A 14,047-nucleotide genomic window follows, 5' to 3' on the forward strand; every position below is an offset into this window, starting at 1 on the left:
GTTACTCATCTCTATAGTGGTGAAATTGCTTAGAAGTGCAGCTTAGTGGATTTATAAAAAGATATTTTATAAGAAAATCCTTGCCCATTAAAACTACACTATAAAATCCCCATGGCTTAATCTCTTTCCTTATTGGCTTTACTTCCTTAACTTTATTAATGAACAACATTAGGCTCTTACTTGGCCGTTTATAAACTCTACCTAGTAAATTTTTTGCATCATTTTCTGTCATCAAAACTGGCTCTCTTCCTTTGGTTACAGCTTGAAACGACTCAAAATTCTTATTAAATCTCTTACTTAACTCTAAAACTGAACCCCAAGTGCCAACATCCATCCAATCGAAATTGGCTTCTATCATTACAATATTTTCTGCTTTTTCTATCACTAGGTGATCAATAGATGTATCACCCATTCCTGCACAATTTTGCTGTTCTAAATACAGAAATCTCTCTCGTGGTACAAAATGCTTCATACTTTTACAACATAAATTATAGAGAGTCGGAGCAATTTTTTTTATCTCATCTATATAGCGTTTTGCTCTAAACACAAATATTCCAGAGTTCCAATAATGATCGTTACTTACCTTACGCTCGGGTTTTTCTGTAAAATCTTTTACTATATGACATTTTTCTTTCTGACCATATACTGCATTTATATAGCCGTATTCAGAATTGAATTCATGAGGCTTTACCCCAAAAGTGACTATAGAGTCAGTTTCAGAGGCTAGCTTATACCAATTCCCGCTATACAAGCAACGAATAGACAATAATGGAAAAAAAGCCATACTGGAGTAAGTAAAATAGCGAGGTTTAGATGGCATTAAGATCAAAATTATTGGATGAAAAAGTGGTGGAATCAGCAAAAGAGATGCTGAAGAAAGTAAGAAATAATGCGTATGTTGCAAAAAAACTAAATGCTGTAATTGCAGCAAAAAAGCACAGTATAACAGCTGTAGCAAAAATATGTTGCATTTCGAGAAAGGCAATTACTACATGGATAAAGCACATAAAATTTGGAAGAGAAGAAAAATTATTTTCTCCACCTCAACGCCGTAGAAAAACTATATTGAACCAAAGTCAACTTGAACAAATTGAGGTGTGGATAGAGGAAAACCCCAATATTACTATTAGAGAAATGAGAATAAGAATCCAAGAAAGATTTGGTTTGAATATCAGCAAATCCACAATACATCGTAATATGCAAAGAATGAAATTCTCATATATCACACCAAGACCAGTTCATAGTGGACAGGATAAAAATAAGCAAGAGGAGTTTAAAAAAAAACCTCAATGAAACTATTGTCATGCATTCTGAAAAAGAGCTATTTTTCTTCGATGAATCACGGTTTGGTACACATTCAAAAGTTGGACATGGGTGGTTTAAAAAAGGCAGTAGGACACAGGTTAAGGTAAAATTAGGTAGGGAAAATTTTTATCTCTATAGTGCAGTTAATCCCAGAAATGGAGAGAATTTTAGCTTATTTGCACCAAACGTCAACACTGCTTGTATAAATATATTCCTTGAACAGATGTCGCAATATTTAGGAATACGAAAGGCTTTTCTCGTGATGGATTGCGCTAGTTGGCATAAGTCAAAAAGTTTAAAGATACCTAAAAATATCGAAATTATATACCTACCACCATACTCACCTGACCTCAATCCTGTTGAGAGGTTTTGGTTATATATAAAACAGAACATTTTGCGCAATAAAATCTACGATACAATTGTTCTGCTTGAGAGCGCTTTGTGTAAATTTATTACCTCTCTTTCCCCTTCCACGGTTAAACAACTCTGCAATGCTTCTTATTTGGTTCATTAATAATGAGAGTTGGTATAAGATTGTCTCGTTCCTATCGCAGAGAAGCACAGCAATTAGTATTGCTGCCGCTGTCCCAATTTTAACTGGTTCAAAAACTACTTTACATTCCTGTAATGCATGTAATTCCTGCATCAATAATGACTCATATTGTATATTTGTGGTAATGATGGGTGGCATATAATCGCCTTTTAGCCTCAACAAAGTGTTGTGAAACATAGTATTCTGACTAAATATTTTCTGAAATTGCTTTGGCTTAGATAGAGGCCAAAGTCTGCTGCCACTATCACCACACAGTATTACAGGGCGCATTTAATTAAGATATTAATTATTTAATTAATATCTTATACTAACGGCAAAATGCATGCAAGTTTTTATTATGAGATGATTAAAGTAAAAAGTAATTTAAAGTGATGGTTGACTACGAGCGTGATGGAGTCCCTACATTTCGTGATGAGTCTTGTCTTCTTTCTATCTCTCTATCAATATGAGGAGTGTTGCTTTTTTGATTAACGGCTGCAGCTACTTTTTCATCAGTTTTGCTTTGCAACTTTTCCTTTAAGCTTTCTCCAACACCTGGTTCTCTGGATTTATCTATACTTTCACTACTTTTATTCAGCGCCTTTTCCAAGTCTCTTTCAATACCTGGACTTCTAGCGTCAAGCTCATCCCATGTGCCCACTATACTGAGTGGCTTATGATCCTTCTGCTCCGGCTTTAGCCCTTCTTCACCTTTAATAATATTAAAGTCACTTTTTGCCTCTTTCCAACATTCTTTCAATTGGTGTTTCCACATAGTAAGATAAGCATCACCATACTTTTTCTCATTTTCTACAAATAATAAAATTGGAACCTTAAGTATTGTAGCTCCCATATTTACTAAATTTTTTACTACCACTGCAGGAGTGAAAAAAAGATAACCAAAAGATTTTGCAACTCGATTTTTTCTAGCTATCAAATTCTCTCCTAATTTCATAGGAATAAAAGTCAGCATTCTAGCACAAATCTTAGCTAAACCCGCAACAAAAACAATAGGAACAGATATCAGACTTTTATCTAGCTCTAGACTACCATTTTGATCTCTAATTTCTGAAAAATTAGTGCTTAATTTTTTATAATTACTAGTGTATAGTAATTCTCCATTTCTTCCCTTTTCATCAACAACTCCCTGAACTTTACCCTCTCCATTTTTTACCTTTTTCATTAGCACAGAAGAGTGAGTTAATTCAATAGGATCATTAGTTTTTTTAGCTTCAAAAATTGGAATATGTTTTTCAAGATCGATTTTTGAAAACTCAAATGGTTTATAGTAGCCATCATAATGCTTAACATCCTTGTTTTTTTCCCGATTAACTAAAAAGTCAACAGTAAAATAAGACCTATCGTCCGTTTCCTTGACAAGAGTCAATTCAAAACTTGGTTTTCTTCCATCTGTGTCTGTCTTGCCATATAAAAGTTTATATATAGTCTCACCCTCGCTATTCTTAGCTTCTATAATTTTCCCAGATTCTACAATCTGATCGTAATTCTTTGGATATTTGCATTTTCTTCCATCTGCATAGGTCATTACCTTTCTAAGATCCTTGACATAAATTTGAGATTCAGATGAAGGAAATAAACCTTTTGCTTTAAGTGTAAAATCTGTTACTGCTTTTTTTAACACTGCGAACATGTTGTCAAACCAAAATCGCTATAGTTCAATAATAAAACTAGTAAACTAATAATATATTAACACAAAACTAACAATTTTACAAGAAAATATGCCTATAAAAGAAAAAAGTCGTAAAAGCAAGGACTATATAAGTAATGCTTGATAAGTATTTTATGCATGTAATTGTAAAAATCCTTAGAGGTACGCTGTCTATATAATCTTCACACACTACCTGCATTCCAAGAACTGCATGCCAAAAAATGCAAAATACCAGTATAACAAAAAACAAAAGCTCTAGTGGATGATTAATAGCCTGAAATAATTTTTCATTAAAAGATAAAGGGCTATCAACATAAAATGTGTAAGAAAATGAGTAAATAAACCAAGGAAATAAAAATAACAAAATCACCGCAGAAACACGCTGGATCCACCAATGATGTACTGAATTTACAGATTGACTCATATAAACATAAATAAAAAAGCCATAGTAGAAAGAAATAGCATTACTGTTAGTAACATAGCACTTTTTGAAACACTAGCAATTTCTAAATTAAGCCCAGCATCCCACAATAAATGACGAATACCATTAAGAAAATGATATATAAAGCTTACAAAACATAAGATATAAGCTAATTTAGCAATAGGAGTGAACAATAATACATTTAAGCACTTTACTATAAGTAACTTAGGGGAGTAAACATATAATATAGAATACCAAGAAAGTATGATTAATAAAAGAAATAGCAAGATACCAGTCAATCTATGCATAATAGAGAAAAAACTAGTAACTTGTACTTTATATATTTGTAAATATGGAGAAAGAGGCCTATCACTCATAAAATTTTGTTATCGAGAAATTAAAAAAATAAAGTAGAAGTAAAGACAGCAGTATAGTACATAATGACACTATTATTTGAAATGGTGAATTACATACAAAGCCCAAGGAGGTAATCCAGCTGCAGATTCCCCTACTGCTACCTTGTTACGACTTCACCCCAGTCACTGATCCCACTTTAAATAACTCCTTCCTTACGGTTAGGCCATTAGCTTCGAGTGAAACCAATTCCCATGGCGTGACGGGCAGTGTGTACAAGACCCGAGAACGTATTCACCGTGGCATGCTGATCCACGATTACTAGCGATTCCAACTTCATGTACTCGAGTTGCAGAGTACAATCCGAACTGAGATGGCTTTTAAGGGATTAGCTTAGCCTCGCGGCTTTGCAGCCCATTGTAGCCACCATTGTAGCACGTGTGTAGCCCACTCCATAAAGGCCATGATGACTTGACATCATCCCCACCTTCCTCCAGCTTATCACTGGCAGTTTCCTTAAAGTGCTCAGCATTACCCGATGGCAACTAAGGATGAGGGTTGCGCTCGTTGCGGGACTTAACCCAACATCTCACGACACGAGCTGACGACAGCCATGCAACACTTGTGTAAAATCCGGCCGAACCGACCCTATCCTTTCGAATAGGTATGATTTCCATGTCAAGAAGTGGTAAGGTTTTTCGCGTTGCATCGAATTAAACCACATGCTCCACCGCTTGTGCGGGTCCCCGTCAATTCCTTTGAGTTTTAATCTTGCGACCGTAGTCCCCAGGCGGAATGTTTAACGCGTTAGCTGTAATACAGAAAGTAAACTTCCCATATTTAACATTCATCGTTTACAGCGTGGACTACCAGGGTATCTAATCCTGTTTGCTCCCCACGCCTTCGCGCTTCAGCGTCAGATTTGAACCAGATAGACGCCTTCGCCACTGGTGTTCCTCCTAATATTTACGAATTTTACCTCTACATCAGGAATTCCTCTACCCTCTTTCAATCTCTAGATTAATAGTTTTAAAAGCAATTCCAAGGTTAAGCCTCGGGATTTCACTTTTAACTTATTAATCAGCCTACGCGCCCTTTACGCCCAATAATTCCGAATAACGCTAGCCCTCTCCGTATTACCGCGGCTGCTGGCACGGAGTTAGCCAGGACTTCTTCTGTGAGTACCGTCATTATCTTCCTCACTAAAAGAGCTTTACAACCCAAAGGCCTTCTTCACTCATGCGACATGGCTGGATCAGGCTTTCGCCCATTGTCCAATATTCCCCACTGCTGCCTCCCGTAGGAGTCTGGACCGTATCTCAGTTCCAGTGTGGCTGATCATCCTCTCAGATCAGCTATAGATCATTGCCTTGGTAGGCTATTACTCCACCAACTAGCTAATCTAATATAGGCTCATCTAGTAGCAATAAATTTTTCCCCCGTAGGGCGTATACGGTATTAGTTGCCGTTTCCAACAATTATTCCGTACTACTAGGTAGATTCCTATATATTACTCACCCGTCTGCCACTAAGTTATACCATAGCAAGCTACAATATAACTCCGTTCGACTTGCATGTGTTAGGCCTGCCGCCAGCGTTCATTCTGAGCCAGGATCAAACTCTCAAATTTAGACTTCAACCTATAAAAGGTTGAGTGTACATCGGATAAATCCGACAAAAATAATTTAGCTTAATACTGCTGTCTTTATTTCTACTTTAGAAATATTTTAATCTCCAACTATTCAAACAACTTTGAGAATATTATTATGTGATATAATCACTATGTCAATATGTTTTTGCAAATCAAAAGCATTAATGTATAGATATATAACTATTTGGAATATTACCATGAAAAAATACATCTTTCTGCTTGCACTCGCACCAATGTTAGTTAGCATCACATTATACTTATTGCGCAACATTGATAACACAAAACAATCTATAACTGCAGGTGACAAATTTTACGAAGTATTATTCTTAAAAAAAGATAGTAAGCCGCTGCTAGAAGAAATAGATTCAAATTGGGGGTATTTAGCAAATTTTGAACACGCATTCAATCATATCTCAGATTCAATGCCAACAGACACAGCATCTATTATTTATAATGATTTGGCAGATGATAAAGATGCTCCTAATGTTTTGCGTGAGTTAGCACAATACTTAGAAGTAATGAGCTTACTTCACTCCAGCGGTGAAAAAATAAATAAAGATAAAATTAGTAATTTAGAATCAAATGCAGTGTATCCTTATTCAAGCCAAGAAGCTATCGCTATAGTAAAGATACATAGTAACGACATTAAAGGTGCAATTGAAATATTGCATTCATTATTAAATGATAGAGAATGTCCTACTCTAATCAAGGCCAATGCACAAGAATTACTTCGAATATATGAAAACTAAAAAACTTGCTTGCATAACAATTTGGCAGCGCATCCGATGAAATAAAGAACTTTACTTGAGAAACCTCCCTATTTCCCTTATCATGGCATTAAAAGTATTTATGACTCAAAACTTGTTTTTGACCTGTAGGATCAATCACAAAATTCAGTAAAAATTTATGTATTTATTGGTAGATTACGTAAAATTATAGCGGTTTTTTAAGTTTTTCTATACTTAGCCAAGTCGCGCTTGTTAGAACATTATTACAGCACCACTTACAGTAATATAGAGTCAAAACTTCACTACTCAGAGGTTCTTTTACCTTTTTTATTTAGTAATACTTCTCTATATTTATAGTTATACCAACTCTCATTATTAATGAACCAAATAAGAAGCATTGCAGAGTTGTTTAACCGTGGAAGGGGAAAGAGAGGTAATAAATTTACACAAAGCGCTCTCAAGCAGAACAATTGTATCGTAGATTTTATTGCACAAAATGTTCTGTTTTATATATAACCAAAACCTCTCAACAGGATTGAGGTCAGGTGAGTATGGTGGTAGGTATATAATTTCGATATTTTTATACCAATTCCCGCTATACAAGCAACGAATAGACAATAATGGAAAAAAAGCCATACTGGAGTAAGTAAAATAGCGAGGTTTAGATGGCATTAAGATCAAAATTATTGGATGAAAAAGTGGTGGAATCAGCAAAAGAGATGCTGAAGAAAGTAAGAAATAATGCGTATGTTGCAAAAAAACTAAATGCTGTAATTGCAGCAAAAAAGCACAGTATAACAGCTGTAGCAAAAATATGTTGCATTTCGAGAAAGGCAATTACTACATGGATAAAGCACATAAAATTTGGAAGAGAAGAAAAATTATTTTCTCCACCTCAATGCCGTAGAAAAACTATATTGAACCAAAGTCAACTTGAACAAATTGAGGTGTGGATAGAGGAAAACCCCAATATTACTATTAGAGAAATGAGAATAAGAATCCAAGAAAGATTTGGTTTGAATATCAGCAAATCCACAATACATCGTAATATGCAAAGAATGAAATTCTCATATATCACACCAAGACCAGTTCATAGTGGACAGGATAAAAATAAGCAAGAGGAGTTTAAAAAAAAACCTCAATGAAACTATTGTCATGCATTCTGAAAAAGAGCTATTTTTCTTCGATGAATCACGGTTTGGTACACATTCAAAAGTTGGACATGGGTGGTTTAAAAAAGGCAGTAGGACACAGGTTAAGGTAAAATTAGGTAGGGAAAATTTTTATCTCTATAGTGCAGTTAATCCCAGAAATGGAGAGAATTTTAGCTTATTTGCACCAAACGTCAACACTGCTTGTATAAATATATTCCTTGAACAGATGTCGCAATATTTAGGAATACGAAAGGCTTTTCTCGTGATGGATTGCGCTAGTTGGCATAAGTCAAAAAGTTTAAAGATACCTAAAAATATCGAAATTATATACCTACCACCATACTCACCTGACCTCAATCCTGTTGAGAGGTTTTGGTTATATATAAAACAGAACATTTTGCGCAATAAAATCTACGATACAATTGTTCTGCTTGAGAGCGCTTTGTGTAAATTTATTACCTCTCTTTCCCCTTCCACGGTTAAACAACTCTGCAATGCTTCTTATTTGGTTCATTAATAATGAGAGTTGGTATTAGGTATCTTTAAACTTTTTGACTTATGCCAACTAGCGCAATCCATCACGAGAAAAGCCTTTCGTATTCCTAAATATTGCGACATCTGTTCAAGGAATATATTTATACAAGCAGTGTTGACGTTTGGTGCAAATAAGCTAAAATTCTCTCCATTTCTGGGATTAACTGCACTATAGAGATAAAAATTTTCCCTACCTAATTTTACCTTAACCTGTGTCCTACTGCCTTTTTTAAACCACCCATGTCCAACTTTTGAATGTGTACCAAACCGTGATTCATCGAAGAAAAATAGCTCTTTTTCAGAATGCATGACAATAGTTTCATTGAGGTTTTTTTTTAAACTCCTCTTGCTTATTTTTATCCTGTCCACTATGAACTGGTCTTGGTGTGATATATGAGAATTTCATTCTTTGCATATTACGATGTATTGTGGATTTGCTGATATTCAAACCAAATCTTTCTTGGATTCTTATTCTCATTTCTCTAATAGTAATATTGGGGTTTTCCTCTATCCACACCTCAATTTGTTCAAGTTGACTTTGGTTCAATATAGTTTTTCTACGGCGTTGAGGTGGAGAAAATAATTTTTCTTCTCTTCCAAATTTTATGTGCTTTATCCATGTAGTAATTGCCTTTCTCGAAATGCAACATATTTTTGCTACAGCTGTTATACTGTGCTTTTTTGCTGCAATTACAGCATTTAGTTTTTTTGCAACATACGCATTATTTCTTACTTTCTTCAGCATCTCTTTTGCTGATTCCACCACTTTTTCATCCAATAATTTTGATCTTAATGCCATCTAAACCTCGCTATTTTACTTACTCCAGTATGGCTTTTTTTCCATTATTGTCTATTCGTTGCTTGTATAGCGGGAATTGGTATAAGTTATAATAATAAGGATATGGACCTGGGCTATTGTCGTGGTCATACCCAAAAGAATTAGGGTTAAAATTATAAAAATTTTTGCATGTGCTATTTTCATACGATATGCAACCAACATAATTGTTGCCTAACTTTTTTACTGCGAAATAGATATCTTGTGCTTTCAAGCGCTCCGTTTCATGAAAAGGGAATAACTGAAATGTATTGCTTATACGAGTAAATACTGAAAGAATATCATTCAATATGCCAACTTTTTCACCAGTTAAATTATATACCTGAGCGCTCCTATATACTTTGTATGTATTTCTTGATTCTTTAAACAAATAGTCTCCTATTTTTATTTTGAGTCTTTTATCAGGTGAACTTTTAAGATCTTCCAAAATAAGAATGATATTTTCACTACTAATTATGTCTTTTGGATCTATTAAAACCTTCCTGTTTTCTAGCAGTTCATAATAAATACTACAGCTTTCACGATTATATGCGTTAACATAGAAACCATTTGTGTAACCATGAGGTATATGATCAATAGTATCTATCATAGTATCTTTGCCATCATAGTAATAATAATAAGGTTGATCAGAGGTAGTAACTAAAGCGAATTTGTAATCATTTCTTACGCTTTCTAGCTTTAGTTGTAGCCCTTGAGATAAGTCGTTTAGTATACTTCCCACGTCATGCTTCAAATCCCAAATTTGAAAACGCAGATCAATATTATTGTCGATGATAATGTAAGATACACTAGGCAGGCTAAATGTTGTTTTGTTATTTAATCTTATTTGTGCAGGTATCTTACGACCAGTTCTATTATTATAATCGTTTAGTGGAATATCTTCCTTTTCTAGTTTAAAACGCATCTCCACCTCCCTTTGCGATTAGGTATAATTAATTTATGGGTATTAATTATTGATTAATAATGATGATCAGTAAATACAATTATATTTTATACTAATTTAATTATAAATTAATTTATGAAAGAAAGTTGTTTTTTTACAACTGAGCATAAAAATGCTTTATATTATCGAATTTCTTACCACTCCAGCTCTTTCATCTGATAGATGATGTCGTTCCAGTGCTTGATACTGAAATCTAGTTCTTCCATAATCTCATTGAAAACGTTTTTAGTATAGGGATAAATTTCATTAATCTACAGAAATACCCTTACTCTCAGGATAAAGAAGCTAGTTAAATTTGTCAAGCAAGTTTTTCATGACCAGCTAGATAAATAGCTACTTCTTCAATTTGATTGAGGTAAAAAATTGATTGCCGTTGCGGTAAATAAGCAACATTGCTGAATCTTTGCCGTCTTTCTTTACTGCTGAATCAATTTGTTTTTGAAAATCATTAGTATTTTCAATATCGATTCCATCTAGTTGAATAATTATATCACCTTTCTTAATAACACGTAGTGTAGAATTACTACTACTATCTACACTAGTAACTACTACACCCTTTGTGGGTGCATTATTTTTTAGTTCTTTTGGCAAATTTGAAACGGTTAAACCACTTATATAACTAGATGTTGATTTATTTTCTTCTTGATTATTACCTGAACCATCATTTATAGATTCCTCGATTGCAACCTTGATATTGACTTCTTTATCTTTTCTAAGTAACTTAACCTGTACTTTCTTTCCGGGCTCAGTTCGTGAAACCATATGAGGTAATTGCGTCATTCTATCAATTTTTTTGCCGTAAAACTCTAATAGTATATCACCTACTTTGATTCCTCCTTTCTCTGCAGGACTGCCCTTTACTACGCTTGCAACTAATGCACCTTTGATATCTTTTAAATTCAAGGATTCAGCAAATTCTTTTGTTATAGGCTGAACTTGCACGCCAAGCCAACCATGTTTTATTTTTTTACCACTTTTTAATGTTTCAATAATTGAAATAGCTAGATTAGATGGTATAGCAAAGCCTATACCCACGTTACCTCCAGATCCAGATGGGGAATAGATAGCAGTATTAATGCCTATAACTTTTCCATTTAGATGAAATAATGGTCCACCTGAGTTGCCTCTATTAATTGCAGCATCAGTTTGAATAAATTCATTCATAGTACCAATACTAATGTCTCTAGATCTTGCAGACACAATTCCTGTACTTACAGAGCCACCTAAACCAAATGGGTTACCTATTGCAATAACTGTATCACCAACCCTTGCTGTATCAGAATCGCCAAATGCAACAAAAGGAAGATCTTTATCAGAATTAATCTTAAGCACAGCAAGATCAGTTTTTGCATCATAGCCTAAAACTTCTGTTTTAAAATAAGTATGATCGTTCATAGTAACTGTAATATCTTGGGCATTTTTAATAACGTGATAGTTGGTTACTATGGTTCCACTTTTATCTATAATAAATCCAGACCCAAGTAACGTCACTTCTCTATTAATGCTAGGAGCTCTATCAAAAAATTGATCAAAATGCTCGAAAAATTCTCTAAAGTCATCAAAGAAATTATTTCTTGGCGTAAAGGGAATTTTAGTTCTACTGTTATTTTCTTGCTTAACTATTTGCTCACTTGAAATATTTACAACTGCGGGAATAAGTTCTTCCACTATATCAGCAAGCCCTTTATTACAACTACATACAGGATCTGCAACTGTTTTTGCAAACAGATTAGCATATGAAGAAAATGAAATTAAAAAATATGCAAATATAGATAAAATAAATGCTTTACTTTTCATAAACTATTTCCATCCCTTGTTCAAAATATCTAAGAAATTATTATTTGGTGAAAGCACAAATTTAGTATTACCCTCAGCAAATGATTTACTGTAAGCTTTCATAGAGCGATAAAAGTTAAAAAACTCTTTATCAACCTTGAATGCCTCATTATAGATTCTAGTTGCTTCAGCATAACCACGGCCTCTTATTTCATGCGATTCTTTTACTGCACTAGAGACAATTCCCCTTTTTAATTTATCAGCTTTTGATCTGATTTCTTGTCCAGCTTGTTCTCCTTCTGCTCTAATTTCTTTTGCTTCCTTTTCCCTTTCAGTTTGCATGCGGCGGAATATTGCAGAACTATTTTCTTCTGGTAGATCTGCTCTCTTAATTCTTACATCTATTATTTCTATGCCAAATTTTCCAGCTTCAGAATAAACTCCACGTTGAATTAATTGCATAACTTCTGATCTCTTTTCATTCAATAAACTAATTAATGAAAATCTTCCTATATTCTCCCTTATGTGAGCTTCTATGACAGGATATAATCTTCTAACTAGCCCTGATTCATTTTTCACAGTTTGATAAAAAGTGATAGGATCTATTATTTTATATTTTGCATAAGCATCTACTATAATACGCTTTTGATCTGCAGTTATCACTTCCCTTGGAGTTTTATCAGGACTTAGATCTAAAATTCTCTTATCAAGAAATTCTACGTTATTTATAAATGGTAGCTTAAAATATAAACCACTGTCCTTAACATCTCTGACGACTTTACCTAATTGTATAACTATCGCTTGTTTTGTTTCTTGAACAACAAAGATTGAATTAGATAATGCAATCAATAATGCAACAAATACAAAAGCAAAAACAATTTTAATATTACTACTCATGACTATTTTCCTAGATTTGTAAGGGGTAAATAAGAGAACATACCTTTCAGATCATCAGTTACAACAACTTTGTCTACCTTACTGAAAATATTTTCCATAGTTTCAAGATAAATACGATTCTTAACGAGAGAAGGATTCTGTCTATATTCCTCATAAAGAGATAAAAAGCGATTTGCATTACCTTTTGCTTCATTTATTACTTCATTCTCGTATGCTTCTGCATCTAATTTTATCTTTATTGCTTCACCTTTTGCACGAGGTATAATATCATTACTGTAAGCGTATGCTTCGTTTATGGTACGCTCCTTATCTGCACGAGCACTTTGTACATCCCTGAATGAGCTAATTACCTTTTCTGGTGGATCGATTTTTTTCATTTGAACGGATAAAATCTCTATACCCATTTGATATCCATCAAGAATCTGTTGCAATAAAATTCTGGTATCTCTGGAAATTTCAGCCCTGCCTTGACCTTCGAGTGCAAAAGAGATCGTATTCTTACCTATTATTTCTCTCATAGCACTTTCAGCAGCATTTTTAACGCTGAAACCAGGTTTATAATCCCGCACTTTGAATAAATAATCTTTGGCATCTCTAACTCGCCACTGGACCTCAAAGTTAACGTTGACTATATTTTCATCTCCAGTAAGCATCACTCCTTCACCACGATCTGTATCTCGCCCATAAGAGCTGCTTATCCCAATTTCTTCACGATTTACTTCTTTAACATTCACTTTAAAAACCTTACCAATAGGGTAGGGGAAGTGATAGCGCAAACCAGATGTTTCTGTATTGGAATATTTGCCAAAAGTAAGTTCTATACCTTCCTCACTCGGATGGACAATATAGAAACCAGTACAAAAATAAAACAACAAAACAATAAAAATGATGAAATAAGGTTTTTTCCCTCTATTTCTGGTTAAGCCATTAAAGAAGCATCTTATATCAGACACAGCTTTACTTAAAATATCTTCATTACTAGGACCTGACGGTTTCTTTCCAAGATTCCAAGGATTACGCTCATCCATAAAAATTATTAATTGTATAACTAATACGCTGATATTACTTAATCTTATCAAAAAATGCAAAACTATTTTGTTTACAAATTAATGATCGGAGTGAAGGATGTGATCATACACTTCCTTTTTCTCTATATGATATGGTCAATTCTACAGAATTTTGGCTTTTTTTGAATTCTTTATTGTCGTTTTTGATAAGTATCTTTAGTTGTATATTAATTATTAACAT

At 34.0% G+C, this 14,047-nt stretch carries 11 protein-coding genes, 1 rRNA gene and 3 pseudogenes; 3 read left to right on the top strand and 12 right to left on the bottom strand.

What is annotated here, in order from left to right:
• Nucleotide 1 precedes the first annotated feature (1 nt).
• Nucleotides 2-820: a sugar phosphate nucleotidyltransferase gene (locus ABWU62_RS02025; protein WP_353287352.1), complete on the bottom strand. Its 819-nt coding sequence runs from the start codon at nucleotides 818-820 to the stop codon at nucleotides 2-4.
• On the opposite strand from ABWU62_RS02025, the gene ABWU62_RS02030 reads away from it, so the two are divergent.
• A protein-coding gene (locus ABWU62_RS02030) for an IS630 family transposase (RefSeq protein ID WP_353287090.1) occupies nucleotides 814-1,819 on the top strand; the annotation gives its coding sequence in 2 pieces (ribosomal slippage) (nucleotides 814-1,275 and nucleotides 1,277-1,819; 1,005 coding nt in all). The genes ABWU62_RS02025 and ABWU62_RS02030 overlap by 7 nt on opposite strands.
• Nucleotides 1,820-1,849: 30 nt before the next feature.
• On the opposite strand, the pseudogene ABWU62_RS02035 reads toward ABWU62_RS02030, so the two are convergent.
• The 5 genes and pseudogenes from ABWU62_RS02035 to ABWU62_RS02055 all read right to left on the bottom strand — a co-directional run.
• Nucleotides 1,850-2,128: pseudogene (locus ABWU62_RS02035) on the bottom strand (sugar phosphate nucleotidyltransferase); the annotation flags it as partial.
• 109 nt (nucleotides 2,129-2,237) lie between these two features.
• Nucleotides 2,238-3,488, bottom strand: a complete 1,251-nt coding sequence (locus ABWU62_RS02040; RefSeq protein WP_353287353.1) for a hypothetical protein — start codon at nucleotides 3,486-3,488, stop codon at nucleotides 2,238-2,240.
• A 76-nt stretch (nucleotides 3,489-3,564) separates the two neighbouring features.
• Nucleotides 3,565-3,930 carry a succinate dehydrogenase, hydrophobic membrane anchor protein gene (sdhD, locus tag ABWU62_RS02045; RefSeq protein ID WP_353287354.1) on the bottom strand — a complete coding sequence of 122 codons (366 nt, stop codon included), beginning with the start codon at nucleotides 3,928-3,930 and terminating at the stop codon, nucleotides 3,565-3,567.
• Complete coding sequence (sdhC, locus tag ABWU62_RS02050) at nucleotides 3,927-4,304, bottom strand: succinate dehydrogenase, cytochrome b556 subunit (RefSeq protein ID WP_353287355.1); 378 nt, start codon at nucleotides 4,302-4,304, stop codon at nucleotides 3,927-3,929. Before sdhC ends, sdhD begins: the two co-directional genes overlap by 4 nt.
• A gap of 103 nt (nucleotides 4,305-4,407) precedes the next feature.
• Nucleotides 4,408-5,911 (bottom strand): 16S ribosomal RNA (locus ABWU62_RS02055).
• A 152-nt stretch (nucleotides 5,912-6,063) separates the two neighbouring features.
• Here ABWU62_RS02055 and ABWU62_RS02060 point away from each other — a divergent pair.
• A complete protein-coding gene (locus ABWU62_RS02060) occupies nucleotides 6,064-6,681 on the top strand; it encodes a hypothetical protein (RefSeq protein WP_353287356.1) in 618 nt (205 codons plus the stop codon).
• Nucleotides 6,682-7,035: 354 nt separating this feature from the next.
• Here the strand turns inward: ABWU62_RS02060 and ABWU62_RS02065 are convergent.
• Nucleotides 7,036-7,242, bottom strand: a pseudogene (locus ABWU62_RS02065) (transposase); the annotation flags it as partial.
• 83 nt (nucleotides 7,243-7,325) lie between these two features.
• On the opposite strand from ABWU62_RS02065, the gene ABWU62_RS02070 reads away from it, so the two are divergent.
• Nucleotides 7,326-8,331 (top strand): IS630 family transposase gene (locus tag ABWU62_RS02070; protein ID WP_353287151.1). Its coding sequence is split into 2 segments (ribosomal slippage): nucleotides 7,326-7,787 and nucleotides 7,789-8,331, totalling 1,005 coding nucleotides; the frame shifts between segments, so codons are not numbered across the junction.
• Between the two features lie 20 nt (nucleotides 8,332-8,351).
• Here the strand turns inward: ABWU62_RS02070 and ABWU62_RS02075 are convergent.
• From ABWU62_RS02075 to hflK, 5 genes and pseudogenes are all read right to left on the bottom strand, one after another.
• Nucleotides 8,352-9,147: pseudogene (locus ABWU62_RS02075) on the bottom strand (IS630 family transposase); the annotation flags it as partial.
• A gap of 19 nt (nucleotides 9,148-9,166) precedes the next feature.
• Entirely contained in the window at nucleotides 9,167-10,087 is a 921-nt protein-coding gene (locus ABWU62_RS02080) for a hypothetical protein (protein ID WP_353287357.1), read from the bottom strand.
• 372 nt (nucleotides 10,088-10,459) lie between these two features.
• Entirely contained in the window at nucleotides 10,460-11,923 is a 1,464-nt protein-coding gene (locus ABWU62_RS02085; protein WP_353287358.1) for a DegQ family serine endoprotease, read from the bottom strand.
• Nucleotides 11,924-11,926: 3 nt separating this feature from the next.
• Nucleotides 11,927-12,799: a protease modulator HflC gene (hflC, locus tag ABWU62_RS02090; protein ID WP_353287359.1), complete on the bottom strand. Its 873-nt coding sequence runs from the start codon at nucleotides 12,797-12,799 to the stop codon at nucleotides 11,927-11,929.
• Nucleotides 12,800-12,801: 2 nt separating this feature from the next.
• Complete coding sequence (gene hflK / locus ABWU62_RS02095; RefSeq protein ID WP_353287360.1) at nucleotides 12,802-13,827, bottom strand: FtsH protease activity modulator HflK; 1,026 nt, start codon at nucleotides 13,825-13,827, stop codon at nucleotides 12,802-12,804.
• Nucleotides 13,828-14,047 lie beyond the last annotated feature (220 nt).

It is taken from the genome of Wolbachia endosymbiont (group B) of Gerris lacustris, assembly GCF_964028355.1.
Lineage (GTDB): Bacteria > Pseudomonadota > Alphaproteobacteria > Rickettsiales > Anaplasmataceae > Wolbachia.

What these genes read in the sequence shown, in the direction of transcription:
- ABWU62_RS02025 (WP_353287352.1), bottom strand. Translation starts at nt 820, where the DNA reads ATGCCATCTAAACCTCGCTATTTTACTTACTCCAGTATGGCTTTTTTT.
- ABWU62_RS02040 (WP_353287353.1), bottom strand. Translation starts at nt 3,488, where the DNA reads ATGTTCGCAGTGTTAAAAAAAGCAGTAACAGATTTTACACTTAAAGCA.
- sdhD (WP_353287354.1), bottom strand. Translation starts at nt 3,930, where the DNA reads ATGAGTCAATCTGTAAATTCAGTACATCATTGGTGGATCCAGCGTGTT.
- sdhC (WP_353287355.1), bottom strand. Translation starts at nt 4,304, where the DNA reads ATGAGTGATAGGCCTCTTTCTCCATATTTACAAATATATAAAGTACAA.
- ABWU62_RS02060 (WP_353287356.1), top strand. Translation starts at nt 6,064, where the DNA reads ATGTCAATATGTTTTTGCAAATCAAAAGCATTAATGTATAGATATATA.
- ABWU62_RS02080 (WP_353287357.1), bottom strand. Translation starts at nt 10,087, where the DNA reads ATGCGTTTTAAACTAGAAAAGGAAGATATTCCACTAAACGATTATAAT.
- ABWU62_RS02085 (WP_353287358.1), bottom strand. Translation starts at nt 11,923, where the DNA reads ATGAAAAGTAAAGCATTTATTTTATCTATATTTGCATATTTTTTAATT.
- hflC (WP_353287359.1), bottom strand. Translation starts at nt 12,799, where the DNA reads ATGAGTAGTAATATTAAAATTGTTTTTGCTTTTGTATTTGTTGCATTA.
- hflK (WP_353287360.1), bottom strand. Translation starts at nt 13,827, where the DNA reads ATGGATGAGCGTAATCCTTGGAATCTTGGAAAGAAACCGTCAGGTCCT.